At 68.2% G+C, this 23,428-nt stretch carries 22 protein-coding genes; 9 read left to right on the top strand and 13 right to left on the bottom strand.

Annotation, left to right across the window (positions count from 1 at the left end; all coding sequences use genetic code 11):
- Positions 1-2,304 carry a CaiB/BaiF CoA-transferase family protein gene (locus BN3385_RS12250; protein WP_059017034.1) on the top strand — a complete coding sequence of 768 codons (2,304 nt, stop codon included), beginning with the start codon at positions 1-3 and terminating at the stop codon, positions 2,302-2,304.
- Here BN3385_RS12250 and BN3385_RS12245 read toward each other — a convergent pair.
- The 4 genes from BN3385_RS12245 to arcA are packed head-to-tail and all read right to left on the bottom strand — an operon-like array spanning position 2,244 to position 8,192.
- Positions 2,244-3,782, bottom strand: coding sequence for a flavin-containing monooxygenase (locus BN3385_RS12245; RefSeq protein WP_059021856.1), 1,539 nt, complete (start codon positions 3,780-3,782; stop codon positions 2,244-2,246). The genes BN3385_RS12250 and BN3385_RS12245 overlap by 61 nt on opposite strands.
- 8 nt (positions 3,783-3,790) lie before the next feature.
- Entirely contained in the window at positions 3,791-5,524 is a 1,734-nt protein-coding gene (locus BN3385_RS12240) for a flavin-containing monooxygenase (RefSeq protein ID WP_059021854.1), read from the bottom strand.
- Positions 5,525-5,544: 20 nt separating this feature from the next.
- Positions 5,545-6,987: an aldehyde dehydrogenase gene (locus BN3385_RS12235; protein ID WP_231748718.1), complete on the bottom strand. Its 1,443-nt coding sequence runs from the start codon at positions 6,985-6,987 to the stop codon at positions 5,545-5,547.
- Positions 6,984-8,192, bottom strand: coding sequence for an arginine deiminase (gene arcA / locus BN3385_RS12230; RefSeq protein ID WP_059017032.1), 1,209 nt, complete (start codon positions 8,190-8,192; stop codon positions 6,984-6,986). Before arcA ends, BN3385_RS12235 begins: the two co-directional genes overlap by 4 nt.
- A 45-nt stretch (positions 8,193-8,237) precedes the next feature.
- On the opposite strand from arcA, the gene soxR reads away from it, so the two are divergent.
- Together soxR and BN3385_RS12220 are read left to right on the top strand one after the other, a co-directional pair.
- Positions 8,238-8,669: a redox-sensitive transcriptional activator SoxR gene (gene soxR / locus BN3385_RS12225; protein ID WP_059017031.1), complete on the top strand. Its 432-nt coding sequence runs from the start codon at positions 8,238-8,240 to the stop codon at positions 8,667-8,669.
- A gap of 33 nt (positions 8,670-8,702) precedes the next feature.
- Complete coding sequence (locus BN3385_RS12220; protein ID WP_059017030.1) at positions 8,703-9,296, top strand: alpha-ketoglutarate-dependent dioxygenase AlkB; 594 nt, start codon at positions 8,703-8,705, stop codon at positions 9,294-9,296.
- A gap of 2 nt (positions 9,297-9,298) precedes the next feature.
- On the opposite strand, the gene BN3385_RS12215 is transcribed toward BN3385_RS12220, so the two are convergent.
- A complete protein-coding gene (locus tag BN3385_RS12215; RefSeq protein WP_059017029.1) occupies positions 9,299-9,955 on the bottom strand; it encodes a DUF5642 family protein in 657 nt (218 codons plus the stop codon).
- A 30-nt stretch (positions 9,956-9,985) separates the two neighbouring features.
- Entirely contained in the window at positions 9,986-10,699 is a 714-nt protein-coding gene (locus BN3385_RS12210) for a DUF5642 family protein (protein WP_197415201.1), read from the bottom strand.
- A 62-nt stretch (positions 10,700-10,761) separates the two neighbouring features.
- Here BN3385_RS12210 and BN3385_RS12205 point away from each other — a divergent pair, with 62 nt between their 5' ends.
- Positions 10,762-11,730 (top strand): linear amide C-N hydrolase, encoded by a 969-nt coding sequence (locus tag BN3385_RS12205; protein ID WP_059017027.1) that lies wholly within the window; start codon positions 10,762-10,764, stop codon positions 11,728-11,730.
- On the opposite strand, the gene BN3385_RS12200 is transcribed toward BN3385_RS12205, so the two are convergent.
- Together BN3385_RS12200 and BN3385_RS12195 are read right to left on the bottom strand one after the other, a co-directional pair.
- A complete protein-coding gene (locus BN3385_RS12200; protein ID WP_059017026.1) occupies positions 11,727-12,203 on the bottom strand; it encodes a TspO/MBR family protein in 477 nt (158 codons plus the stop codon). The two genes, BN3385_RS12205 and BN3385_RS12200, sit on opposite strands and share 4 nt — an antisense overlap.
- 77 nt (positions 12,204-12,280) lie before the next feature.
- A complete protein-coding gene (locus tag BN3385_RS12195; protein ID WP_156432732.1) occupies positions 12,281-13,654 on the bottom strand; it encodes a PE-PPE domain-containing protein in 1,374 nt (457 codons plus the stop codon).
- A gap of 396 nt (positions 13,655-14,050) precedes the next feature.
- Here BN3385_RS12195 and lpqN point away from each other — a divergent pair, with 396 nt between their 5' ends.
- The 4 genes from lpqN to BN3385_RS12175 all read left to right on the top strand — a co-directional run bounded on the left by lpqN (position 14,051) and on the right by BN3385_RS12175 (position 17,520).
- Positions 14,051-14,755: an envelope biogenesis lipoprotein LpqN gene (gene lpqN / locus BN3385_RS12190; RefSeq protein ID WP_059017024.1), complete on the top strand. Its 705-nt coding sequence runs from the start codon at positions 14,051-14,053 to the stop codon at positions 14,753-14,755.
- Between the two features lie 62 nt (positions 14,756-14,817).
- Complete coding sequence (locus BN3385_RS12185) at positions 14,818-15,189, top strand: hypothetical protein (protein ID WP_059017023.1); 372 nt, start codon at positions 14,818-14,820, stop codon at positions 15,187-15,189.
- 38 nt (positions 15,190-15,227) lie between these two features.
- Positions 15,228-16,091 (top strand): hypothetical protein, encoded by an 864-nt coding sequence (locus BN3385_RS12180; RefSeq protein ID WP_231748717.1) that lies wholly within the window; start codon positions 15,228-15,230, stop codon positions 16,089-16,091.
- A 76-nt stretch (positions 16,092-16,167) separates the two neighbouring features.
- Positions 16,168-17,520, top strand: coding sequence for an HNH endonuclease signature motif containing protein (locus tag BN3385_RS12175; RefSeq protein ID WP_059017021.1), 1,353 nt, complete (start codon positions 16,168-16,170; stop codon positions 17,518-17,520).
- Positions 17,521-17,525: 5 nt separating this feature from the next.
- On the opposite strand, the gene BN3385_RS12170 is transcribed toward BN3385_RS12175, so the two are convergent.
- On the bottom strand, positions 17,526-18,347 hold the full coding sequence (locus tag BN3385_RS12170; protein WP_059017020.1) for a shikimate 5-dehydrogenase: 822 nt from the start codon (positions 18,345-18,347) through the stop codon (positions 17,526-17,528).
- A 1-nt stretch (position 18,348) separates the two neighbouring features.
- Positions 18,349-19,356, bottom strand: a complete 1,008-nt coding sequence (gene pat, locus BN3385_RS12165; RefSeq protein WP_502688100.1) for an acetyltransferase Pat — start codon at positions 19,354-19,356, stop codon at positions 18,349-18,351.
- 195 nt (positions 19,357-19,551) lie between these two features.
- Between pat and BN3385_RS12160 the strand changes: the two genes are divergently transcribed.
- Positions 19,552-21,045, top strand: coding sequence for a cellulase family glycosylhydrolase (locus tag BN3385_RS12160; RefSeq protein WP_059017019.1), 1,494 nt, complete (start codon positions 19,552-19,554; stop codon positions 21,043-21,045).
- 1 nt (position 21,046) lies between these two features.
- On the opposite strand, the gene BN3385_RS12155 is transcribed toward BN3385_RS12160, so the two are convergent.
- Genes BN3385_RS12155 through BN3385_RS12145 form a run of 3 tightly spaced genes read right to left on the bottom strand, consistent with a single transcriptional unit; the run spans position 21,047 to position 23,423 of the window.
- On the bottom strand, positions 21,047-21,880 hold the full coding sequence (locus tag BN3385_RS12155; protein ID WP_059017018.1) for an SDR family NAD(P)-dependent oxidoreductase: 834 nt from the start codon (positions 21,878-21,880) through the stop codon (positions 21,047-21,049).
- A gap of 20 nt (positions 21,881-21,900) precedes the next feature.
- Positions 21,901-22,917 (bottom strand): NAD(P)/FAD-dependent oxidoreductase, encoded by a 1,017-nt coding sequence (locus BN3385_RS12150; RefSeq protein ID WP_059017017.1) that lies wholly within the window; start codon positions 22,915-22,917, stop codon positions 21,901-21,903.
- Positions 22,914-23,423, bottom strand: a complete 510-nt coding sequence (locus BN3385_RS12145) for an isoprenylcysteine carboxyl methyltransferase family protein (RefSeq protein ID WP_059017016.1) — start codon at positions 23,421-23,423, stop codon at positions 22,914-22,916. Before BN3385_RS12145 ends, BN3385_RS12150 begins: the two co-directional genes overlap by 4 nt.
- Between the last annotated feature and the right edge of the window lie 5 nt (positions 23,424-23,428).

Below are 23,428 nucleotides of genomic sequence, written 5' to 3'. Positions count from 1 at the left end.
ATGCCTTCTCCCCTGTCTGGCCTTCGTGTTGTCGAGATCGGCAACCGGTTGGCCACCGCCTACGCCGGCAAACTCCTGCGTGACGCGGGTGCCGAGGTGGTGATGGTGGAACCGCCCGGTGGCCATCGGCTGCGCCGTTACCGGCCCGCCGGGATCCCGCCCCGGGACGCCGAAAGCCCGTTCTTCGCGTTCCTGGCCGGCGGCAAGCACAGTGTCGCCGCCGATACCGCGCCTGCTGACCTCCTCGCCGGCGCAGACGTCGTGATCCTCGGCGCCACCCCGGCCCAGTCCGCCCGGCTCGGACTCGGCGAAGAGCAAGTGTCCGAACTGACAACCCATTGCGCTCTGGTCACCGTGTCGGATTTCGGCTGGACGGGTCCGTGGGTCGACCAGCCCGCGACCGAGTTCACCCTGCAGGGCTGGTGCGGGTCGACCGGGTCACGCGGCGAGCCGGAACGCCCACCGGTGTCGGTGGCCGGTGATCTCGGCGAGTTCGTGGCGGGCAGCTATGCCGCGTTCTTCGGCTTGACCGCCCACTACGGCGGCGGTGCACGATTCGACCTGTCCGTCCTGGAGGCCATGACGGTCTCGATGCAGGTGTTCTCCTGGCTGCGCAAGGAGTTGATGCTGCTCGAAGTAGTCGGCCGGTCTACCGAGGTGCCGTCGGTCGAACGGGCCAAGGACGGCTACGTCGGCATCTCGATGGCCACCGGCCAGCAGTGGCAGGACTTCTGCGCGATGGTCGAATGTCCCGATCTGGCCGACGTCCCTGAACTTCGCTTCCAGGTGGGCCGCTGGGAACAGCGCGATCTGGTGCGCGCCCGCACCGGTGCCTGGTTCGCCTCCCGGACCGTCGAGGAGATCGTCGAGCTGGCTGCGCTGTTCCGCATCCCGATGGCAGCGATCGGCAACGGCGAAACCCTTTCCCGGATGGATCATTTCGTGCAGCGCGGATCATTCGAGGCGCACCCGGCCGGTTTCGGATCACCGGCACCGCCGTGGCGGATGAGCGAATGCACACCCCTGCCACCCGCCCTGCCGCCCCGGCTCGGCGACGCCGGTGACGTGACGTGGGCACCACGGAAACGCGCCAGCCCGAAATCCGACCTGCCGCTGCACGGTGTGCGGATCATCGATCTCACGGCGTTCTGGGCCGGGCCGTCGGCCACCCATCTGCTGGCGATGCTGGGCGCCGACGTGGTCAAGATCGAGTCAGTGCAGCGGCCGGACGGCATGAGGTTTGCCGGGGGGTTCCGCGCCGACGTAGAGCGGTGGTGGGAGTACAGCTGGGTGTTCCAGGGCGTCAACTCGGGCAAGAAATCCATCACCCTGGACCTCGAATCCGACACCGGCAAAGCACTTCTGGGTCGGTTGATCGTCGACGCCGACGTGGTGATCGAGAACTTCACGCCGCGGGTCATGGAGAACTTCGGCCTGAGCTACCAGACGCTGCGCACCTTCAACGACCGCATCATCGAGGTCCGCATGCCCGGCTTCGGGCTCGACGGCCCGTGGCGCGACCGTGTCGGATTCGCCATGACGATGGAACAACTCGCCGGCCTGGCCTGGCTCACCGGCTATCCGGACGGGTTACCGACCGCACCCCGCGGCGCCTGCGATCCGCTGGCCGGTGTGCACGCCGCCTTCCTCACCGTCGCCGCCTTGGACCATCGCGACCGCACCGGACAGGGACAACTCATCGAGGTCCCGATGATCGATGTGGTGCTCAACGCCAGCGCCCTGCAGGCCATCGAGTACGACGTCACCGGTGTACTGCTGAACCGGCGCGGCAACCGCGGCCACGAGTTCGCCGTCCAGAACGTCTACGCCTGCGCCGGTGACGAGCAGTGGATCGCAGTCAGTATTCGCGATGCCGACGACTGGACGGCCCTCAACGATGTTCTGGGCCAGCCAGAATGGGCCGCTGGTCTCGACTACTCGGACGACACGGCCGACCTGATCGACGGTCACCTCGCGGACTGGTTGCGCACCCGGGACCTCGACCAGGCGGTCACCGCACTGCTGGCCGCGGGAGTGCCCGCCGCCCCGGTGCTGCAGCCCCCCGACGTGCTGGACAACCCCGCCCTGCAGGCCCGCGGGTTCTTCCAGACCCGGGAGCATCCGCTGTGCGGGCCACTGCCCTATCCGCGGCCGCCGGTCACCGGCAACTTCGTCACCGGCCCTGCCCCGCTACTCGGCGAGCACAACACCGAAATCCTCGGCGGCATTCTCGGATTGACCGATCAGGACCTGGCCGAACTGGAAGCCGACTCGGTGATCGGGTCTTGGCCGGAAGGTCTGTAGTGCTTCCAGTCGCGTGATCGCAGTCGCCAGGTGCGCCGCGCATAGTCGAGTTCCTTGTACGGCCACTGGGTGACGATCCGACCGCTCGGCGAGCGAAAGTAGCTGCCGCACTGGGTCCAGACCGTCTTCTCCAGCTCGGCACTGATCTCGTCGTTGAACCGCCGCTCCGCGTCCGGCCGCACTTCCAGCAGCCCACCGCGTCTGCCCAGCCTGGCGACCGCGTCGGCGACCAGCCGCGCGCCCGCTTCCAGAATGTAGACGATCGAATTGCCGGCCTGATTGGTGTTGGGCCCGTACAGCATGAAGAAGTTGGGGAATCCGCTGACGGCCACGCCCAGATAGGCACTGGGGTCCTCACCCCACCGGTCGTGCAGCGACACTCCGCCCGGCCCGACCACCTCGATACCGGACAGGTAGTGGTTGGTCTGAAATCCGGTGGCCAACACGATCACGTCGACGTCCGTCGAGCCGCTGTCGGTGCGTACCGCACCCGGGGTGACGGACCGGATCGGATCAGTAACCAGGTCGACGTTATCCCGTTGCAGCGCTTGGTAATAGTCGGCGCCCAGCAGCACCCGCTTGCAGCGGAACGGGTAGTCCGGTGTCAGCGCGGCACGCAGCGCCTCGTCGGTCACCGTGCGGCGCAGGAAGTCCTCGGCGATCCCCTGCCGTCCCACCACCAGCGGATCGTCGGCCCGGGTGGCGGTGTTGTCGTGCTGTTCCTTCCACAGCCGGTAGCGCTCACGGCGGGTGGCCCACCGGCCCTTGCCGAACCGGGCCAGCTCCTCGTCGGTGAACGGCCGGTCGTCCTTGGGCACCATCCACGGCGGGGTGCGTTGGAAGACGGTGACGTGGGCGGCGGTCGCGGCCAATTCCGGAACCAGTTGCACCGCACTGGCACCGGTCCCGATGACGGCCACCCGCCGGTCGGCCAGCGGCACCCGCGGATTCCATCGCGAGGTGTGCAGGACCGGGCCCTCGAACTGGGCCAGTCCATCGATATCGGGCGCCTTCGGTTCCCCGAACAGACCGACCGCGCTGACCACCACGTCGACCGGGAAGCCGAATTGCCCTCCGCTGGAGACGGATTCCAGGTCCAGATCCCACTGCTGGATTCTCTCGTTCCACCGCACACTGGTCACCTTGGTGTCGGTGAGGACGTGGCGTTCGAGGTCGAAGTCCCTGGCGACTGATTCCAGATAGGCCAGGATTTCGGGCTGGTGGGCGTAGGTGCGGGTCCAGTTCTTGTTGGGCGCGAACGAGAATGAGTAGAGGTGGCTCTGGATGTCACAGGCCGCGCCGGGATAGGAGTTCACCCGCCAGGTGCCGCCGACTCCATCGCACCGCTCGATGATGAAAATGTCGTCGACGCCGATCTTGCGCAGTGCCACCGCGGCGGCCAGGCCGCCGAAGCCGGCGCCGATGATCGCCACCCGGGGCTGGCGGCCCCGGCGCAGTGTCGCCCGGACCCGGCCCATCAGGTACTTCACCCGCGACCGCCCCGGATTTCGAAACCGTCCAGGTCGCCCTGCTCGCGCCAGCGGGCGAGCGTGTCGGCGTATTCGGTTGGGCCACCGTAGAAGAAGCTGCCCTGCCGGGTTCGCGCGTTCGCCTGGCCCTCCCGGTTGTAGTACCCCGGCGTGCAGGCCCGGGCGCGGTCCTCGGTACCGGCCGCCCGTTCGACGACCGTGGCGACCCAGCTGTCCTCGGCGGCCGGGGTGGCCTCCACCTCGGTGACGTCATGACCCAGCGCCCAGGCGATGATCCACGCCACGTGCGAGGCCTGGACGTCGAGCAGGTAGGGGAAGTTCACCGTGAAGCCGGACTGGGCGATGCTCTCCACGAACAGGTTCGGGAAGCCGGCCACCGACAGCCCGTGCAGCGTGCGCACGCCGTCGGCCCACTTTCCGGTGAGTGTCAGGCCGTCCCGGCCGACGACCTCGAATCCGGTGCGCCGGGCGTACTCGGTGCCGACCTCGAAGCCGGTGGCGAAGATCAGGCAGTCCAGTTCGTACTCCACGCCGTCGACCACCACGCCGCGTTCGGTGATGCATTGCACGCCGTGGCCACCGGTGTCGACCAGAGTCACGTTGGCGCGGTTGAACGTTGCCAGGTAGTCGTCGTGGAAGCAGGGCCGCTTGCAGAAGTACCCGTACCACGGTTTGAGTGCCTCGGCGGTGTCCCGGTCGGTCACGATCGCGTCGACGCGGGCACGCACCTCCTCCATTTTCGCGAAGTCGGCCAGTTCGCCGTCGCGCATCACCAGCAGGGTCTTGACGATCGACGTCCACGCGTCGGCGACCAGGTCCTCCTCGGCGTCCCCGCCTGCGGTGAGCTGCTGGAAGTTCTCGATTCGCCGGCGCTGCCAGCCCGGGGTGAGACCGGCGGCCCAGTCCGGGTCGGTGGGCCGGTTATCGCGCACGTCGACCGAGGACGGGGTGCGCTGGAACACCAGTAGCTGCCGGGCGGCCCGGGCCAGGTGCGGCACGCACTGCACCGCCGTGGCACCGGTGCCGATGATGCCGATTCGCTTGTCCGCCAGGAGTTCCAGGTCCGGCCCGGTGTAGTCGTAGTCCCACCGGCTGGTGTGGAAGGTGTGCCCGGCGAACGTCCCGATGCCGGGGATACCGGGCAGTTTGGGCTTCTGCAGGTAGCCGTTGGCCATCGAGACGAACCGTGCCCGGATGGCGTCACCGCGGTCGGTGTGGATGATCCACCGCGACGAGTCGACGTCCCAACGGATCTCACGCACCTCGGTCTGCAGGCAGGCGTCCCGGTACAGGTCGTAGTGCTCGGCGATCCGCCGGCAGTGCTCGACGATCTCCGGACCCTTGGCGTACTTCTCGGTCGGCAGGTAGCCGACCTCCTCGAGCAGGGGCATGTACACGTAGGACTCGACATCGCACGCGATGCCCGGATAGCGGTTCCAGTACCAGGTGCCACCCACGTCGGCGGCCTTGTCGATCAGCCGGATGCCGCCCACCCCGAGTTCGCGAAGGCGCGCACCGGTGAGCAGACCGCCGAAGCCGGCCCCGATCACGGCGACGTCCACCTCGTCGGTCAACGGCTCCCGCGGCGGTGGCGGCCCGGCCCACGGGTCGTGCGCGAACCCTGCGAACTCACCGGCCACCTCGACGTACTGGCCGATCCCGTCCGCCCGCAACCGCCGGTCGCGCTCCTGCGCATAGCGGGCGCGCAGGGCGTCGGGGTCAAAAGGCAGGGACGTCACGTTGAGGGGAACTATAGGTCCACCGCGGTCGCGATCAGCTTGGTCTCCAGGTATTCCTCGAAACCGGCCAGCCCCATCTCGCGGCCCACGCCGGACTGCTTGTAGCCCCCGAACGGGGTGTCGGCGCAGTACCACACACCCCCGTTGACGTTCACCGTTCCGGTCCGCAGCCGGGCTGCGACACCGGCTGCCCGCCCGGCGTCGCCCCATACGGTGGCCGACAGGCCGTAGGGCGAATCGTTGGCGATCCGCACCGCGTCGTCGTCGCCATCGTGGGCCAGCACCACCAGCACGGGTCCGAAAATCTCCTCGCGGGCCACCCGGGCGGCATTCGTCAGCCCGCTGATCACGGTCGGCTCGACGAAGTAGCCGGGCCGGTCGGGCACACCGCCACCGCACGCGAACGAACCGCCCTCGGCCAGCGCCAGATCCAGGTAGCTGCGCACCCGGTCGCGCTGGCGCGCCGAGATCAGCGGCCCGCACACCGTCGCGGGGTCGGTCGGGTCACCCACCGGGATCGCCGCCATGGCCTCGGCAGCCGCGCCGACGGCCTCGTCGTAGCGGGCCCGGGGCACCACCAGCCGGGTGGTGAACGCGCACCCCTGCCCGGCGTGCCGGGACACCGCGGTGGCCGCTGCCGTGCAGGCTCGTACCAGGTCGGCGTCGTCGAGCACGATGAACGCCGACTTGCCGCCGAGTTCGAGGAACACTTTCTTGATGGTGTGCGACGCGGCGGTCATCACCGCGGCGCCGGTGGCGGTGGACCCGGTGAACGACACCATGTCGACGCGGGCATCCTCGGCGAGTTGGGCCCCGATCCGCCGGTCGCTGGAGGTCACGATGTTGACGACACCGGCGGGGATATCGGTGTGCTCGGCGATGATGCGGCCGACGTGCGCGGCGCACCACGGCGTTTCGGGCGCCGGTTTGAGGACGACGGTGTTGCCGGCGGCCAGCGCCGAACCGAGCTTGGCGAGGTTGAGCTGGTGCGGGAAGTTGAACGGGGTGATCGCGCCGACCACACCGAACGGTTCGCGGCGCAGCTGCCGGCGCGAGGCGATGCCCATCGGCCGGGCCACCCCGAGATCGGTTGTCCACGAGTAGGTCTCAGCAATGCCGGCCGGGAACTCGAGATCGTCGACAGGGCCCTGCAGATGCGGGCCGTACGTGAAGCTGACGGGTGCGCCGACCTCGGCCACCGTGATGTCCCGCAGGTCGGCGATCTCGGCGTTCAGCGCCTCGCGCAACTGGCGCAGGCAGTGCACCCGCAACTCGACGTCGCGGGACCAGTCGGTGTCATCGAATGCGGTGCGGGCCGCCACGATCGCGCGGTCCAGATCCGCGGCATCGGCATCGGCCGCCACCCCGAGTTGTTCCTCGGTGGCCGGGTTGAGCGTCGCGAAGGTGCCCGAGCCGCCGCCGCGCAGCGCCCCGCCGATGAGCAGTTCGGTCACAGCGGATCCCGGGCGACCGGACACGACATACAGCGCGGCCCACCCCGCCCGGTACCGAGCTCCGAGGCGGCGATGGGCAGCACCTCGATACCCGAATCAGCCAGTCGCGCATTGGTTTCGGCGTTGCGCTCATAGGCGACGACCACACCGGGCGCCAGCGCCAGGGTGTTGTTGCCGTCATCCCACTGCTCGCGTTCGGCGGTCACCGGGTCCAGTCCGGTGTCGATCACCCGAAGCCGGTCGATACCCATCGCCTCAGCGGCGGCCGTCACGAACGGTGCCTCGTCATGGATCTTCACCCCGGTCGACGTACGGGTGATGGTGAACGCCGACAACGAATCCTGGATCGCCGGGTACATCACCACGGCGTCCACGTCGACCATGGTGCACACGGTGTCCAGGTGCATCTGGGCGCGCTCCTGGGCGATCGGCACCGCCAGCACGGTGTGGGCCAGATCGTCGTCGAACAGGCTGCGCGCCAACGCCTCCGCCCCGGCGGGTGTGGTGCGCTCCCCCACTCCGACGGCCACCACACCGGGCGCCAGCAGCAGCACGTCGCCGCCCTCGACGGGCGCGGTGTGCGATTCGTAGGCCCGCCGCACCCCGAGGAACCGCGGGTGATGGGCGTAGATCATGTCGGTCAGCGAGGTTTCCCGGATCCGGGCGGGCAGTGCCAGCGATGTGATGGCCACCCGCGGCCCGATCCAGAACGACGAGTCGCGGGTGAAGAGCAGATTGGGCAGCGGTTCGATGACGAAGTCGCCGCCATGGTGCATGCGCCGCACCAGTGAGGTGTCGGCCTTCGCGCTCGACGGCAGTTCGGTGAATGTCATCCCGGCGGTCAGCACATGCGCCAGGTCGGCAGGGGCCAGGCCGCGCAGATACGCCGAAAGTTCCTGCGCCAGCGGATGTCCCAGGCGACGCGAGTCGACGGCGGCGGCGATGCCCTGCATCCGGGCCGCCCCGCTGGCCAGCGCCTCGGTCAGCAGGTCGGACATCAGCAGCACTTCCACCCCGCGCGAACGCAACAGGTCGGCGAACGCGTCGTGCTCCTCCTGGGCACGGGCCACCCACGGCAAACCGTCGAACAACAGCTTGTCGTTGTTGTGCGGGGTCAGCCGTTGCAACTCTGCACCGGGACGGTGCAGGATAACGACCCGCAGCGTCCCGACCTCGGAGTTGGAGCCCAGCACGGTCGCAGTCACACCTAGCACCGTATCGCCTTCAGCAGGCTGAACTATCGTTGCCGTGTGACCGAGCAGGAGTTGACGCCCGGTGAACTTGCCAGCCGGGCCGGGGTGGCGATCTCCGCACTGCACTTCTACGAACGCGAGGGGCTGATCCGCAGCCGCCGCACCTCGGGCAACCAACGCCGCTACGCCCGCGAGACGCTGCGCCGGGTGGCCTTCATCAGAATGTCTCAGCGCCTGGGCATTCCGCTGGCCCGGGTCCGTGAGGCGCTGGCGACGCTACCGACCGACCGGGTGCCGACCAGCAAGGACTGGGCGCGGCTGTCAGCCGGCTGGCGGGCCGACCTCGACGAGCGGATCGTGCACCTGCAACGGTTACGCGACAACCTGGCCGACTGCATCGGCTGCGGTTGCCTGAGCCTGCGCAGTTGCGCCTTGTCCAACCCCGAGGACGTGCTGGCCGGTGAGGGCCCGGGGGCGGTCAAGCTCTAGCGTATTCGAACAGACGTGCGATAACCTTGGGGCGTGTCTGTGTCTGTTCAGGGCGCGTTGTTCGAGCACAGTCAGCGCCGTGACCTCGGGGCCGGCGCCTGGCTCGACGTCCGCTCGTCGTGGCTGGACGATGACACGCTGTTCGAGGAACTGCTGACAGCGGTGCCGTGGCGGGCCGAGCGGAGGCAGATGTATGACCGCGTGCTCGACGTCCCCCGGCTGTGCAGTTTTCACGATCTGACCGTTGGCCAGCCGCCGCATCCGGCGCTGAGCCGGCTGCGGCGCCGGCTCAACGACATCTATGCCGGCGAACTCGGTGAACCGTTCACCTCGGCCGGCCTATGCCTGTACCGGGACGGGTCCGACAGCGTGGCCTGGCACGGCGACACCGTCGGGCGCAGCAGCACCGAGGACACCATGGTGGCCATCGTCAGCTTGGGCGCCACCCGGGTGTTCGCCCTGCGCCCGCGCGGCGGCGGGCCGTCGCTGCGGCTACCGCAGCATCACGGCGACCTGTTGGTGATGGGCGGCTCGTGTCAACGCACCTGGGAGCATGCGGTGCCGAAGACCGCACTGCCGAAGGGACCGCGGATCAGCATCCAGTTCCGGCCGCGCGATGTGCGCTGAGGTCAGCCGCGAATGGCCTTGACGCCGGCGACCAGGAGCTCGCCCGCCCGCTTGGTGTCGACCGGCGCCACCGGTTTGTCGGGTAGCACCAACGGATTGGCAGTGACGATCACCTGGTAGTCGCCGAAATGCGCGGAGTAGTTGTAGACCTCGCCAGTGCGGGCCTGGTTGTTGATCACCGTCTGCAGCACCCGGTGCACACCGAGGGTCTGCACCCCGTCGATCGATGGGGCGTCGACCGCTTCCACGGTGCCGCGCAGGGCACCGCCGCTGAACGACACCTTCTTGCAGTCGGCGCCGGGTTCGGTCACCGGAACCGGCTCGTTGGTCTCGACGGCGATGACGATGAAGCGGTTGCCCTGCCCCTCGGCCGACACCGCCGCCATATTGCCCTGAGTGCCCGGCGGCACCAGCTGCCCGGTGGCGTATTTGGCACACGACTCGGGGTCGAACTTCAACCCATCCGGCAGCTTCTGACCGGTGAGCAGTTTGGGGTCGATCCCGGTCTTGGCCACCTCGGTGACCTTGAAGTCGGGGCCGAAGCTGGACTTGAGCGTGGACACCTTGGAGATGTCGGCGCCCTGCGGGCCGGAGCCCGATCCACAGGCGGTCAACAGTCCGGCGCACACCAGGGCGACCGCGGCTTTCGGGTTCGACATCGCCGCCAAATGTACCCAACGACGCGGTCGTCAGCCGCGCAAGGCGGCCACCGATGACGCCAGCAGATCGTCGACGAATCGCACATCCAGCGGCGGGTGCTCCGACCCGGGGTCGGTGACGAGCGTGACGATGACGACGTGGCCGTCGAGGTAGGCCTGCGCCGTTGCGGCCTGTCCGTTGGTTTCCGAACCGGATTCAACGACGGTGCGGGTGGCCACAGTCATAGCGACGGTGTCCGCGCCGTCGACTGCCGGCGGGTCGGCGAGGGTGACCGTGCCCGTGGTGTGGGCGAACGCCATGGCCCACTGGGCACATTCGTCGAGCAGTCCCGCGCCGGGCGCACCGGCCGCGGCGACCACGACGTAGAGCGTCCCGCCCCGCCCCGAGGCCGAATAGCCGCGGGCAGCGGCGACCACGACGTAGAGCGTCCCGCCCCGCCCCGAGGCCGAATAGCCGCGGGCAGCGGGATCGGCGGGCGCCGGATCAGCCAGCGAAGCGCACGGCGGCGGGTCGGCTGTCCAGCCCGGTCCGAAGCCCCATTGTCCGGCGGCACTGACCGGTCCGACCACGTCGGCGATTTCGTAATCCTGCGGCAGCAGAGGCCGAATCCGCTTGATACCGGCCGGGTTCACGGTCCGTGCTGCCGCCGGGACAGACGAGGTGGATGACGGCGGTGGCGCGGCCGTACCCGCACACGCGGTCAGCCAGAGCACCGGGCCCAGACAGAGGATGAGCCGCCTCACGACGTCTTGATACCACTGTTTGTTTCGCCGACGCGGGTGCCTCGCGGGCATAGCCTGAGGGCATGTGCACCCGGGTTTTGTGGAACACCAACGACCTCGCCGTCCTGACCGGCCGCAGTATGGACTGGCCGGAGTCCACACAGCCGTTGATCGTCGGCTTCCCGCCCGGCAGACAGCGCAGCGGTATTGATCCCGCCGGATTGGTCGAGGACCCGAATCCACTGCTCTGGACCAGCCGGTACGCCAGCCTGGTGACCACCGTCTACGGCATCGGCAGTGTGGACGGCCTCAACGCGGCGGGGCTTGCCGGGCACGGGCTCTACCTGGAGTCCACCGACTTCGGCGACCGGGACCCGGGTAAGCCTGCCCTACAGGCGGGGCTGTGGCTGCAGTACCTGCTGGATCAGGCCGCCACCGTGACCGAAGCAGTGGCGTTGATGCAGGACGTCCAGTTACTCAAGGTGCACGTGCGGGGCCATGACGCGAACATCCACCTCGCCCTGGAAGACATCGGCGGCGACTCAGCGATCATCGAGTTCACCCAGGGCCGTCCCGTCATCCACCATGGCAGGCAATACACCCTGATGACCAACGATCCCACCTACGACGAGCAGTTGAAACTGCTTGGTGAGCAGGATTTTTCGCATCCCAGCAGAGACACGCCGTTGCCGGGCAACGTCAATGCCGTCGACCGGTTTCAGCGTGCCGCCTACTACTCGGCGCTACTGCCGAAGCCCGGCAGCGCGCGCGAAGCGATCGCAGGTGTCATGGCGATCATGCGCAACGTCTCGGTGCCGTTCGGCGCACCGTATGCCGAATTCGGGGTCTACAACACCGAATACCGCACGGTCACCGACCTCACCAACCGGATGTACTTCTTCGAACTGACCACCAGCCCGAGCATCATCTGGGCCGAGTTCGACCGGCTCAAACTGGATCAGGCCGCAGGACCGGTATCGATCAACCCCTACGACGATTCACTGGTCGGCGACGTCACCGATCGGTTCGCGCCGATCGAGCTGCCCTTCTAGCGGTTGCGCCGCCAGATCTCGCTGGACAGCAGGGTCGCGAACGAACACCACAACGGGTAGGGCGTCAGCGCCGCACCCAGCTTCGGGTCGGCACCGGCGGCGCGGCGCGCCAGGTCCGCACTGCTGATCGCCAGCGCGCCCGCACCCAGGACCGAGGGCCCCAGCTTGCGCTTGCCGAAGAACAGCCAGCTCCAGCCGGCGTTGAGCACCAGGTTCGCGCCCAGTGCGGCGATGTAGGCGTTGGCCTTGGAATCCTGGCCGTCGGCGCGGTAGCGGTCGATGGTGGCCGCCGAGGTGACGGCGATATCGGCGTACAGCGTGGTCCAGGCGATCGGGAAGACCGCGTTGGGCGGGTTGAACGGTGGCTTCTTCAGAGTCGGATACCAGGTCTCCACGCCCTTGCGGCTGGAGATGCTGCCCACGACTGCCGCCGCGGCGGTGGCCAATGCTGTTCCCACGATCGTCTTACGCATTTCTGCAACGTACCCGAGGGGCCTGTGGGCCAATCCCGGCTTCCCGGCGCGTCACAGTGTCGTCAGTTCCGCGGTCGTCAGTTCCGGGGTCGATGCCCGCCGACGCTGCGGTGCGAGTCGGACGTGGCAGCCGGCCGGGTGCTCCTGGCCGCGGCGCGGGGCTTGGCCTTCGCCTGTCCCGTCGGGCGGGCCGATTGCTGGCGCGGCGGTGCCGCGGCCCCCGCCGGCGGCGTGGGCCCCGTCGGGCGGGCCGATTGCTGGCGCGGCGGTGCCGCGGCCCCCGCCGGCGGCGTGGGCGAGTCGGACGAGGTGGGCGATGCCGGGCCGCCGACGCCGAACATGCCGGCCCGGGTGGTGCCGAACGGGCGGCCGAAGCCGGCCTCCTGGAGCCCGTCGTCGAGGCCGGTGGGGATCGCCGCGAGCAGGTTCCGCACGCCGGTGGCAGGGTCGGACAGCACGGACAGTTGCATCGGGGTCGGCACTCCGGGATTGGTGCCGCGGTCGTAGGCCCATTCGACGATGACCCGCAGCGGAGCATCGAGGACGGCCAGGATCGGGGACGGAACGCCGAGCTGCTGCAGGGGCATCAGGAGGGGTAGCCGCTCGGTGGGAACCATGTAGTAGGTGGTGTCGCCCAGGGCGCCCTGGTACATCGACTCGGTGACGGCCGAGTCGTAGTAGTAGTGCAGATAGGCGATGCCCAGCAGCGCGTTGAGGTCGGCCACGAGATTGAGTTGGCGCACCGGCGCATCCGCCCAGCCGTCGTACTGACGGGCGATGTCGGCGGTCGGGAACCGGCAGTTGCTTCCGTCGGCATCGCAGGAGTCGGTGGGCGTCGCACCGTCGAAGGTCACACCCAGCTCGGCGATGTAGGAACCGTCAAAACGTTGCAGGAAGCCACCATTGGGCCGGTTCGGGTTGCCGATCATGACGAACGACACGTCCAGCGGTGCGCCGGTGGAGTCGACGAGCGGCTTCCAGCTGCCGTCGGGGTTGCGGTACTGGGCGATGAGGTCGCGTTTGGCGATGCTGGCGATTCTGGCGCTCTGCGAATAGCCGAATGCGACGTAGTCGGAGGTCAGTTCCGGGACGTTGTCGAAGTAGTGGCCCTTGCACGACAGCCTGCCCTGCAGGCAGTTCGACAGGTTGGCCACACCCGCGGCCACCGACGCGTCGAAATCCAACGAGCCATACAGCGGCCAGAACTCCTCCGGCGTCTGCAGAGCGACCACGTTGTACTGGCCCGGGTCGGTCGGCGTGCCGCGCACGGCGCCCGTCGGCCCGATAAAGAAGTCCATCGCCTGATTGACGATGGTCGCGACGACGGAGGCGGGTTCGGAGAGCGGATAAGACGCCAGTTCCCCGGTCGGATACTGCGTCGACCCGCTCAGCGTGCTGCTCACCAGCGGGTGCATGGTGCCGCCCATTATCAGCGCGGTGGTGGACGTCAATTGAACGCCGATTGCGGGCGGTGACAACGACAGGTATCCAGCTATCGCCAACGTTGCTGCAAGCACTGTGTGGGGTCGCCGAAGGGCCGAACGCACAGCGCTCCTTTGCCCTTTGCGTAACGCCTGATGGTGGCTTCGCCCGACCCGCCGCCGCGATGCGTCGCTACGTCTGCCGCATCGCAGTCCACCTGCATGGTGCACCGGTTCGACGGTTGCGTGGGCAAAATAGGCCCGATTAACCAGCCTCGCGTCGTAAAAGTCAGGTTTGGCTAACTCGGAGGCCTCAATTCATTCGGCAGGATTCCGGTCGCAAAACCTTTCCTCAGCACTAAGATTTTGAGCGATTTGGCCGTCGGCAGAGCGTCGGCCATCACAAATAAGGAGAAAGTTCGTCCGATGCAGAAAATCACGGCGGTTGCGACGGCGGGTCTGGCCGCCATTTCACTGAGTGTCGCGCTCGTTGGCTGCGGTTCGAAAACCGAGACCAAGACGGAGACGTCCACCTCGACCTCGACGTCGACCTCGACCACCACGTCGACCAGCGCTGCGGCATCGGCGAGCCCGAGCGAATCGAAGGGTCCCAACGAGACCATCCAGGATTACCTGAAAGAGAACAACATTCAGGAGACGCCGATCAAGCGCGGCGATCCGGGTTCGCCGAACATCGACCTGCCCTTCCCGGACGGCTGGTCGGATGCCGGCCCGCAGACCCCGGACTGGGCGTACGGCGCGATCGTGTTCGACAAGCCCGAAACGCCGAGCGATCCGCCGAGCATCATCGCGATCGTCTCCAAGCTGACCGGCAACGTGGACCCGGCCAAGATTCTCGAACTCGCCCCGGGCGAGCTGAAGAACCTGCCGGACTACGAGCCGCTCGGTGACGACAACAAGAGCACGCTGAGCGGCTTCGACGCCGTGCAGCTGGGCGGCAACTACGTCAAGGACGGCAAGAAGCGGATCATCGCGCAGAAGACCGTGGTGATCCCGACGGCCGACGGCCTCTACGTGTTGCAGCTGAACGCCGACGCCCTCGACGGGCAGGAAGGCGTCCTGATGGACGCCACCAGCGTGATCGACGAGAAGACGACGATCACTCCCTGATTGACGGCCCGTGGCTGCCGGTGCGGTGACGTGTCGGCAGCCACGGCTTAGGGAGGTATGGGATGACCTCTGCACAACCGCCCTATCCGGATGAGCCGGCCGCACCGGCCCGCGGCCTGACCCGCGAGGAGCGGGGACGCGATATCAGCGAGGTCCAGGCGGAGGTGGAAGCCGAGCCCTCGGTGGGCAAGCGGCTGCTGAAGTCGATGAGTCCGCGCTTCGTGTGGTCGATGGCCGACGGGTATCCGGTGGGCATCAAGCAGTTCCTGCAGTTCTGTCTGATCCTGATCTACCCGGCATGGCTGGTCGGGGTGCTCGCCTCAGCGATCATGTATTTCTCGGTGTACGGCGTGTTCTGGGTGTTGTTCGCCCCGATCCGGTTGTGGATGAAGAAGAATCGGCCGGAGGATTACGCGGCGAGCCAGAGGAAGTAGTGGGACTGTTCCGGCGCACTTCAGCGCTCGAGGTGAGCGTGACGCCGGCTGTCGTCGTCCCGCGCCAGACGGTGACCGCGGCGGTGACCGGTGCTGCCGACAAGGTGCGCTCGGCGAAGGTGGACTGGGGCTACACCAATTTCTTTCGCTATCGCTGGGCCGGCCACGCCGATTCGGCGGCCGCCGAGATCAGTGCGGATCTCTGGCTCGTCGGCGAGGTCGGCACCAACTACGGCGGTGACCGCGAAAGCGACGAATGGGTGAGTGTCGTCGTGGTCGACGTGCCGATCGCCACCGGCGAGTTCAGCGGCGGCTCTTTCGATTTCCGGATTCCGTCGTGGGCACCGCCCTCGTCGAAGGAGATCGCCCGCTGGTCGTGTCGCCTCATCGTGGACCGGGAGGGCCGCGACGTGGAGGCCCGCGGCGATTTCACGGTGGTGGCGCGGCCGGAGGACGCCTACGCCGGTGACGAGCCGGTGGAACGGTACGACGGGTCGGGCCAGACGGTGCTCGATATCGCGTTGCCCTCGCCGGTGTACGGGGCGGGTGAGGTGGTGCGGGGGCAGATCACACTGACCCCGACGATCGATCTGCCCGACGGCGATCTGCGGGTGCGCTGGCAGTCGCACCGCGAGTCACATCCGCTGACCCGCAATCCGTGCGCGACGGCGCCGGTGGACGGCCCGATCATCAAGCTGGGCAAGGGGATTCCGTTGCGCGCCGGGAATCCGATCACGGTGCCATTCGAACTGGCGTTACCGGCGGAGGCCGCGCCGACCGCCGCGGCGGTGCACTCGTCGATGTCGTGGGCCATCGCCGCAGAGCTGTTCTACGCCGGCTTTTCCGGACCGATGACCGAGCGGGTGCGCAAGCCCATCGTGGTGGTCAACGGACCGGGTTAGTCCACAGTCCGGAGTTGGTCCACAGGGCCGGTGCGCGGGACCGTTCCTGTCGGTGGGTCGGCATAGTCTTTCGAACATGAGTTTGAGTGATGTGGTGGCGGCCTTCGCCTCCGTCAACACCGCCCTCGACACCGTCATGGCGCTCGACCTCTCCGGCCTGGACGTCGCCGATCTGTTGCATCTGGCGGCGCTGACGGAGAAGGCCATTCGTCGCCACACCGTGGTGTCCCATGACGTCAGCCACGAACTGGCACAACGGAGTATCTCCGAGATCGGCGGGACGCCGGCCAAAGTCCTCGCCGACTGGTTGCGCATCTCCCCCGCCGAAGCCCGCCGCCGCGCCCGGGTGGCCGAGCCGATGGCCGATCGCGCCGCACTCACCGGAGAATCCCTGCCGCCCCGCCAGCCCGCCACCGCCGAGGCGTGGCGGGCCGGCGCGCTGGACCCCGAGCACGTGCGTGTCATCCAGCGTTTCCTGGCCGACCTTCCGTTCGACGTCACCGAGGCCGAACGCGAGAAGGCCGAGGCGTTCCTGGCCGAACATGCCCGGCTGCTCCGGCCCGACCAGCTGGCTCGCCTCGCGGAGCGTCTCGCCATCGAGCTCAATCCCGACGGCACGTTCTCCGACGAGGATCGGGCGCGCAAACGTAGTTTCATCCTCGGCCGCCAGCGCCCCGACGGCATGACCGAAGCGCGACTGTGGGCCACCCCGGAACTGCGCAGCTACCTGGAGGCCTGGCTGGCCAAGTTCGCGGCGCCGGGGATGTGCAATCCGGCGGATCAGACCGCGGTCACCGACGGCGAACCGGCGCAGGCGCAGGTCGCCTCCGATACCCGCACCGTGGCCCAACGCCAGCACGACGCCTTGACGGCTCTGCTGCGTGACAGGCTCGGCGACCCGAAACTCGGCCGGCACAACGGGCTTCCGGTCACCATCATCGTCTCGGCCACCCTCCAGGAGCTACAACAGCGCACCGGCCACGGTGTCACCGGCGGCGGCGCACTGGTTCCGATGGAGGACGTCATCCGGATGGCCTCCCACGCCTACCACTACCTGACACTGTTCGATGGCATCACCGGCCAGGCCCTGTGGCTGGGGCGCACCAAACGGCTGGCGTCGGCAGACCAGCGGATCGTGCTGCACGCGCGCGACCGCGGGTGCACCGCGCCCGGCTGCACGGTGCCCGGCTACGGCTGCCAAGTGCACCATGCGGCCAAAGACTGGTCTGACGGCGGATCCACCAACATCGACGAACTCGGGTTCGCCTGCAAATGCGACAACCTGCTCGTCGAGAACGGTGGGTGGAGCACCCGGAAACTCCCCAATGGTGATACCGAATGGACGCCGCCGCCACACCTGCCGCGGCCCGGCGGCACCAACACCTACCACCATCCCGAACGCTTCCTCAAAGTCCGGGACAATCCGTGAGCGGGCTAAGCGCGGCTGAATGCCGACGCGGCCGCCACCTGCTCCGGGGTCGGCCGCACGCCGGTGTACCGCTCGAACTGTTCGGCGGCCTGCAATGCGATCACCTCGGCGCCGGTGATCACCTGCTTGCCCGCCGCCCGCGCCGCCACAATGAGCGGGGTCTCCGACGGCAGCGCGACCACATCGAAAACTGTTCGCGCCGAAGCAATCACGTCATCGTCGAACGCGGGTTCGGTCGCCTCGGGTCCGCCCGACATTCCGATGGGTGTCACGTTGACGACCACCGGAGCCCGCAGATCGCCGACATCGGCGCGCCAGTCATAGCCCAGCCGGTCGGCGAGTTCGGACCCGGTCTCCGCATTGCGGGCCACGATGGTGCCGGCCCCGAAACCGGCGTCCCGGAAGGCGGTTGCCACCGCACTGGCCATCCCGCCGCTGCCACGGATCACCACATGCTGCGCAGGGTCCAGACCGTGCGACGCGATCAGCCGCTGCACCGCCACGTAGTCGGTGTTCGACGCGGTCAGCACACCGCCGTCGTTGACGATGGTGTTGACCGCGGTGATGGCACGCGCGGAATCCTCGACGTGGTCGACCAGAGCCAGCACATCCTGTTTGAAGGGCATCGACACCGAACACCCGCGGATGCCGAGCGCCCGGACTCCACCGATCGCCGCCGCGATATCGGTTGTGGTGAAAGCCTTGTAGATGAAGTCCAGACCGAGTTCCTCATACAGATAGTTGTGGAACCGGGTGCCGATATTGCTGGGCCGCGCCGCCAGCGAGATGCACAGCGTGGTGTCCTTGTTCAGCATCGGTCTGGGCATATCAGCTCACCGCCTGGATCACCTGGCGCGCCGAATCCCGAATCTCGCCGGTCAGGGCTGGGTCGATCTTCAGCGTGTCCAGTTTCGGAACGTCGAATACCGTTGTCACCACGCCGGGTTCGTCGCGCTCCCAGTGTGCGCCGAAGCGGTCCAGGATCGTTCGCATCGGCAGGTTGTCCGAGAGCACGCGGGCCGTGAACTTCTTCACGCCCCCGACGTGTGCGGCGATGATCAGCGAGTCCATCAGGAAGTTCCCGATTCCCCTGCCCTGGTAGGCATCCCCGACGATGAACGCGATCTCGGCCACCGACGGGTCATGTTCGTCCCGGACGAACCGCACATCCGCCACCACCGGGCCGTCCACCCCGTCGACCAGGACCCACACGAAGTGGTCGACGTAGTCGACCTGGAACAGGTAGTTCATCAATGCCGTGCTCGGCGCGCGCATCGACATGAACCGCCGGTAGAGCGTCTCGGTGGAGAATTCGACCGGCCCGTGTGCGGTGCGCTCACTGTCTCCGGGCAGCACCGGCCGCAGCACCAGCTCGGTGCCGTCCTTGAGCACCACCGGGATCGGCGTGACGAAGGCTGCGAGCCGCTGGCGGGCAGTGCGCACCAATCGCTCGCTGACCCCGGGCATCTCGGCCATCACCGCGAACGCCACATCGTCGCCGATGTAGCCGACCAGCGGTTCGGTGGTGACGACGGTCGCTGTGCGCGGCTTGTCCCGCAGCAGCGCGATCTCGCCGACGATCACCCCTGCCGACACCTGGTCGAGGATCACCACCCCGTCTTCGCCGACGTGGCGTACCTCGGCCTGACCGGACTGGATCAACAGGAAGGACACCGCCTGCTCACCCTGACGCATCAGCACCCGGCCGGTCGGCGCCTGCAGCGGCCGCAGCAGAGTGGCCAGCGTCTGCAACTCGTCGGAAGGACAGCCTGCGAACACGTCCATCTCGGCCAGCGCCTTGGCCCGCAGCACAATCAGCTCCGGGGTGGCGCCCAATGCCGACGCCAGGCCGCTATCGCCGCCGTCCGCCGTCATGCGACCTCCGTAGTCATTGCCACCGAGGGTACCGAGGGCCGGCAAACGCCACGGGGTGTTTCGGCGCACATCCCGCCCGGCTGGCACTACTGTCAGACCGACGAAAAGCAATGGCAGGGGGTAGTGCCGATGTTTTTACGCTGGACCAGACGGGCCGTGACCACGGGCACAGCGGTCGCGCTCGCCGCCGCACTTCTCACACCCTGCCCGCAGGCCGCGAGCGCCGGCCCGCTCTCCCGCGGCCCGGTGCATGTCCCGATCGTGCTGACCGCCGCGATCGCCGACTCCTCGACCACCCTGGGCATCTCCGATCCGAGCCTGTACCAACTGTCGGCAGCAGAGATCGCCACCACCCTGGACACCCTGAAAGCCCTGGGCGTCACCGATATCCGTGTCGCGGTGCCGTGGGCAGCCGTGCAGCCCTACAACTCCACGACCTACGACTGGTCGAAGCTCGACGAGGTGATCGACGCCGCCGCCGCCCGGGACATGGGCGTGCTCGGCGTCATCAACGCCACCCCGCCGTGGGCCGGCTTCCCGCTCATCGGCCATCCCGACCCCGCGGCCTACGCCACCTTCGCGTCCGAGGTGGCCACCCGCTATGCCGGAAAGATCTCGGCCTACGAGGTATGGAACGAACCCAACGGCGTCACGTTCTGGTCGCCACCGGACGCGACGGCCTACACCGAACTCCTCAAGGCGGCCTATCCCGCCATCAAGGCCGCCGACCCGGATGCCGAGGTGATCGCCGGTGTCCTCGGCGCCGTCGGCACCCTGCCCGGCGTAACGGTCAGCCCGGTCACCTTCGTCGCGCAGATGTACGCCGACGGAGCGAAAGGATTCTTCGACGCGCTGTCGTATCACCCCTACCAGTACACGACCCCGTTCTCGCTGGGCACCGTCACCGACTCCCCGCTGCTGCAGACCGAGGCCATCCGCGCGCTGATGGCAGCCGCCGGCGACGGCGACCTCAAGCTCTGGGCCACCGAATACGGTCTGCCGACCACCTGGGGAATCTCCGCCGAACAGCAGGCCGCCTACATCCACGACTTCGTGGTCGCCTGGCAACAGATCGAGGGCGCGGGCCCGATGTTCATCCACACCACCCGCGATGTCGCGACGGGTGCGTTCGGCGGTGAGAACAACTTCGGCATCTTCACCACCGACTGGACCGAGAAGCCCGCCGCCGACACCATCGCCGAGCTCATCGCCGACCTGGCCGACGGCACCGTCGCCCCGTTCGACGTGACGCCCTACCTGCCGCAGAACGGTTTCCTGCAGGCGCTCGGCATCTTCGCCAGCCAGATCATCGAGCAGCTGCTGACCGTGCCCAGGCTCGTCATCCAGGTACTCACCGATCTGGTGACATCGGTGGTGAAGGTGATCACCGGGCAGAACTCGGCCGCTGCGGCGGCCACCGAACGCACCACCGCAGCCAGTTCCACGGCCGCACCGAAGGCCAGCGCGACCACCGGCCGCTCGGCCCGCACCATCACCAGACCCACTGCCGCACAGGCACTCACGCCCACCGCCACCACGCCGAAGCAGGCCACCTCGACCCGCAAACGTGCAACGGCAGCCAAGAGCGCCGACAGCTCCGCATCCTCGACACGCACCAGCCACGGCGCGACCGGACGGTCCGGCCGCTGACCTACAGGTGCTTGGAGCGGTTGACGAACCGACCCGCCCTCGGCGAAAACAGCCATCCGCCACCGGCTTTCGTTCCACCGTCCACGGGGATGTTGTGGCCGGTGACGAACGCCGACTGATCAGAGGCCAGGAACAGCGCCACCCGGGCCTGGTCCTCGGGGCGGCCCACCCGGCCCACCGGGGCCCAGGACTGCCAGAGGTGCTGGGCGTCCTCGTACCCGGTGAGGTAGTCCACCTGCGGTGTCTGGGTCAGGTCGGTGCCGATGCCATTGACCCGCAGACCGTAGCGGCCGACATCCACGGCCAGGCACGTAGTGAAGTGTGCGACAGCGGCTTTCATCGCCCCATACACCGGGTCGCGCGGAAATCCGCGCATCCCCTCGACCGAGTGGATGTTGACGATGCTGCCAGTGTGCGCCTCGATCATCGCGGGCAGGAAGGCCCGGGTCACCGCGAACACATGCCGCAGGTTGATGTCGTACATCCGCTGCCAGGTGTCCGGTGTGGATTCCTCGAACGCCATCAGCGGCCGGTAGTCGCCGACATTGTTCACCAGCACGTCAACCCGGCCGTGCTCGCCGAGTACGGTATCGGCCAGGCGGGTGACGGCGTCGTCGTCGGTGACGTCGATGACATGGCTGCGGATCTGCTCGGAGGAAATCTGCGCGGCCCGGTCCGGGTCGATCTCGGCGACCTCGACCACCGCACCGTGTTCGGCGAACAACGCGGCGACCGCGGCGCCGATGCCCGCGCCGCCACCGGTGACCACCGCAACCCGGCCGTCCAGCAGGCGATTCCAGTCGGCGATGGGCGGAACACCGGGCATCTCGCTCATAGCGGCGCAGCCTACGCCGGTCAGTAGGCCAGTTGGTTCACTATCCCGGCGAACACCGACGGCAGGGCGACGGCGGCGGGCACGATGGCCGCCCGCACCGGCGGTATCTGGCTGGCGTGCAGCAATCCCGCGGTCAGCATCCGGTAGCGGCGCGACATCTGCCGCCATTGCCGGTCGTAGTCGCCGGGCCGGTCAGCCGCCACACAGTTCACCAGAATCTCCGCACCGCCGAACGCGATACCCAGACCCTCACCGGTCAGCGCATCGACATAGCCTGCGGCATCACCGACCAGCATCACCCGACCGCGACTGCGCGCCGAAACCCGTTGCTGCAGCGGGCCTGCCGCCCGATCGCGGTCATGCCCGAGGTGTCGCACCCGATCCCGCAAGGCCGGGAACTCTGCGAGGTGGTGGTCGAAGGAGCCCTGACGCGAGGTCAAGATCGCCACGCCCACACAGTCGTCAGCCACCGGCGTCACATACGCCTCGGCTTCCGCACCCCAGTACACCTCCACGGTGTCACTCCACGGCGCGGTGTGGAAATGCCGTCGCACCCCCCAGCGCCGCGGGCCCCGACTGGGCCGGGACAACCCGAGTGACCGGCGGATCGGCGAGTGCAGTCCGTCGGCTGCCGCCAGGTAGCGGGCGCGGAACTCGCCGCAGTACACCGCATCGGCGTCCTGACTGACCGTGCCGATGTCACCACGCACCACCGGTACCCCGGCCGCCGTCACCGCCTCGCGCAGTGCGGTGTGCAGGGCGGTGCGCCGCACCCCCAGCCCGGTACCGGAGCGGAACGGCGCCTCGATGCGACGCCGGTGGTCCAGATAGGTGATCCCGCGAAACGCTTTGCCGTGCAACGGCACACCGAGCTTCTCCAGCTGCCGGACGGTATGCGGCATCAGTCCCTCGCCACAGGCCTTGTCGATAGCGCCGGGCCGGCGTTCCACGACGGTGACCCGCAGGCCGGCCTGCGCGGCATAGAGGGCGGTGGCCAATCCGGCCGGACCGCCACCGGCGACCAGGAGGTCGATCATGTCAGGCTCGCCAGGGCCGCGTTCTCGGTCTGGATGCGGGTGCGCAGCAGCGCCGCGTTCAGCACGGTGAAGACCAGCGCGGTGATCCAGGCGCTGTGCACCAGCGGCAGCGCGATTCCCTCGGCGACGACGGCGACGTAGTTGGGGTGCGAGAAGTAGCGGTACGGGCCGCCGCTGATCCGCGGCGCGCCGGGAACCACTACCACCCGGGTGTTCCACTGCGGGCCGAGAGTGGTGATGCACCACCACCGAAGTCCTTGGGCGGCAATCACAATCGCAAGCATCGGCCAGCCCAGTGCGGGCACGAACGGCCGGTGCAAGACGAGCACCTCGACCAGGCAGCCGATCAGCAGCCCGGTGTGCAGCACCACCATCACCGGATAGTGACTGGCCCCGAACTCGACCCCGCCGCGCTCGCGGCTCCACGCCAGGTTCCGCCGGGCCACTACCAGTTCGGCGATCCGCTCCAGCGCGACCGCGACCAGCAGAACGACGTAGAAGATCATCCGGT

It is taken from the genome of Mycobacterium sp. M26, assembly GCF_001494595.1.
GTDB lineage: Bacteria > Actinomycetota > Actinomycetes > Mycobacteriales > Mycobacteriaceae > Mycobacterium.
Note: the sequence above shows the minus strand (reverse complement) of the source record. Positions and strands in the feature narration are given on the sequence as shown.

Coding starts and splice junctions, on each gene's coding strand:
- BN3385_RS12250 (WP_059017034.1), top strand. CDS start 1: ATGCCTTCTCCCCTGTCTGGCCTTCGTGTTGTCGAGATCGGCAACCGG.
- BN3385_RS12245 (WP_059021856.1), bottom strand. CDS start 3,782: ATGGGCCGGGTCCGGGCGACACTGCGCCGGGGCCGCCAGCCCCGGGTG.
- BN3385_RS12215 (WP_059017029.1), bottom strand. CDS start 9,955: ATGTCGAACCCGAAAGCCGCGGTCGCCCTGGTGTGCGCCGGACTGTTG.
- BN3385_RS12205 (WP_059017027.1), top strand. CDS start 10,762: ATGTGCACCCGGGTTTTGTGGAACACCAACGACCTCGCCGTCCTGACC.
- BN3385_RS12200 (WP_059017026.1), bottom strand. CDS start 12,203: ATGCGTAAGACGATCGTGGGAACAGCATTGGCCACCGCCGCGGCGGCA.
- lpqN (WP_059017024.1), top strand. CDS start 14,051: ATGCAGAAAATCACGGCGGTTGCGACGGCGGGTCTGGCCGCCATTTCA.
- BN3385_RS12185 (WP_059017023.1), top strand. CDS start 14,818: ATGACCTCTGCACAACCGCCCTATCCGGATGAGCCGGCCGCACCGGCC.
- BN3385_RS12175 (WP_059017021.1), top strand. CDS start 16,168: ATGAGTTTGAGTGATGTGGTGGCGGCCTTCGCCTCCGTCAACACCGCC.
- BN3385_RS12170 (WP_059017020.1), bottom strand. CDS start 18,347: ATGCCCAGACCGATGCTGAACAAGGACACCACGCTGTGCATCTCGCTG.
- BN3385_RS12155 (WP_059017018.1), bottom strand. CDS start 21,880: ATGAGCGAGATGCCCGGTGTTCCGCCCATCGCCGACTGGAATCGCCTG.
- BN3385_RS12150 (WP_059017017.1), bottom strand. CDS start 22,917: ATGATCGACCTCCTGGTCGCCGGTGGCGGTCCGGCCGGATTGGCCACC.
- BN3385_RS12145 (WP_059017016.1), bottom strand. CDS start 23,423: ATGATCTTCTACGTCGTTCTGCTGGTCGCGGTCGCGCTGGAGCGGATC.